The organism is Actinotalea sp. (assembly GCF_035443605.1).
Taxonomy (GTDB): Bacteria; Actinomycetota; Actinomycetes; order Actinomycetales; family Cellulomonadaceae; genus Actinotalea.
Genome location: NZ_DAORSQ010000219.1, coordinates 1 through 1523, shown reverse-complemented (window position 1 = coordinate 1523; position 1523 = coordinate 1). Strand labels below are relative to the sequence as shown.

The 1523-nt window shown below is 75.2% G+C and carries 2 protein-coding genes; both read left to right on the top strand.

Annotated elements, in window-relative coordinates:
* The first annotated feature begins 311 nt into the window (after positions 1 to 311).
* On the top strand, positions 312 to 950 hold the full coding sequence (locus PKY62_RS13335; protein WP_324537751.1) for a sigma factor-like helix-turn-helix DNA-binding protein: 639 nt from the start codon (positions 312 to 314) through the stop codon (positions 948 to 950).
* Complete coding sequence (locus tag PKY62_RS13330; protein ID WP_324537749.1) at positions 947 to 1513, top strand: hypothetical protein; 567 nt, start codon at positions 947 to 949, stop codon at positions 1511 to 1513. Before PKY62_RS13335 ends, PKY62_RS13330 begins: the two co-directional genes overlap by 4 nt.
* Positions 1514 to 1523 lie beyond the last annotated feature (10 nt).

Here is a 1523-nt window from a genome sequence, read left to right as displayed (position 1 = left end):
CTCGCAGCCACCCTCATCTGGATCAAGACCGACTTAGTCAACACGTCCTAGTGCGGCGCCGCCCCGCGGTCCAGCGCTGAGCTCATCCGGGCGCGCCCAGAGCGACCGCCCCGCCGCACTGACGCACCGCCCCGCCGCACTGACGCACCGCCCCGACGCACCGCCCTGACGCACCGCCGACGGAGTTCTGCGCACATTCTGGTCGCCAGACGACCGGTTTCCGCCGAGAAGTCGGCCCGGACCGCGCGCTGAGCGGCACTGAACAAGTCATAGGTGTTGTTGAGTCCAGGACAAGTGGGTAGGCTTGTGGGATGTTCGTGGTGACGATGGATCAGCAGGGCAGCAGGCGCGTGGGGGACCGGGTCGAGGGGCTGCTTGCCGAGCTGGCGGACCTCGAGGGCGCCGACGGCGTGGTGCGGGCCTTCGAGCGCACCGTGGGTGACGAGGTCCAGGCGGTGCTCGACGACCCCGTGGTGGTCGTCGACCTCGTGCTGCGCATGCTGCGCCGCGAGGGGTGGTCCGTCGGCATCGGCGCAGGCCCCGTGGAGGAGCCGCTGCCGGCGTCGGCCCGCGCCGGCTCGGGGGAGGCCTTCGTGCTCGCCAGGTCAGCCGTCGAGCGCGCGAAGTCGCGCAGCCGGCCCGTGCCGGTGGCCGTCGATGGGGTGGCCGAGCGGTCGGCGGCGGACGCGGAGGCCGTGCTGACGCTGCTCGGCTCCGTGCTCGCGCGGCGCACCGACCACGGGTGGGCCGTGGTCGACGCGATCGAGGACGCGGCGGGTGCCACGCAGGTCGAGGTGGCGGCGCGGCTCGGCGTGACGCAGCAGGCCGTGAGCCAGCGTCTGCGCACGGCGCTATGGTCCGAGGAGGCCGCGGTGCGCCCGCTCGCGGCGCGGCTGCTCGACGAGGCCGCCGGGGCCCACGAGGCCGGTGACGCGAAGGGGGATCGATGAGCATCGCGCTCATGCTGCTCGTCGGGGCCGCCGCGCTGCTCCTCAGCGGGCTCGGGGGCTGGCCGCTGACCGCCGGCGTGCTGCGCGTCGCGGCGCGTTCCGAGGACTCCGGGGACCAGCCGGGCCGGGCGACGGGCGATGCCGCGGACCCCGCAACCGACGACACCGCCGACCGCGGTCCCGACGACACCGCCGACCCCGGTCCCGACGATGCCGCCGACCCCGGTCCCGGTGGCACCCTGAGCCGCGGTCCGGGCGAGGCCGCACCGCGTGACATCGCCGACCTCCTCGGTGCGGCCGACGGCGAGGCTGCGCCCCCACCTCGGACCGCGCTGCGGGGCGGGACCTGGATCGGCATCCTCGAGCGGCTCGCGATCACCGCGACGCTCCTGGCTGGCTACCCGTCGGGCATCGCCTTCGTCGTGGCGGTCAAGGGGCTCGGCCGCTACCCCGAGCTGCGGGACCACCCGGACGTGTCCGAGCGGTTCGTCATCGGCACCCTCGCCTCGATGCTCTGGGCCGCCGCGGTGGGTGCCGGGGCGCGGGCGCCCCTCGGTTCCTGATCCGTCCCGG

Bases quoted from the DNA above. Each gene is read 5' to 3' on its own strand.
- PKY62_RS13335 (WP_324537751.1), top strand. From the start codon at position 312: ATGTTCGTGGTGACGATGGATCAGCAGGGCAGCAGGCGCGTGGGGGAC.
- PKY62_RS13330 (WP_324537749.1), top strand. From the start codon at position 947: ATGAGCATCGCGCTCATGCTGCTCGTCGGGGCCGCCGCGCTGCTCCTC.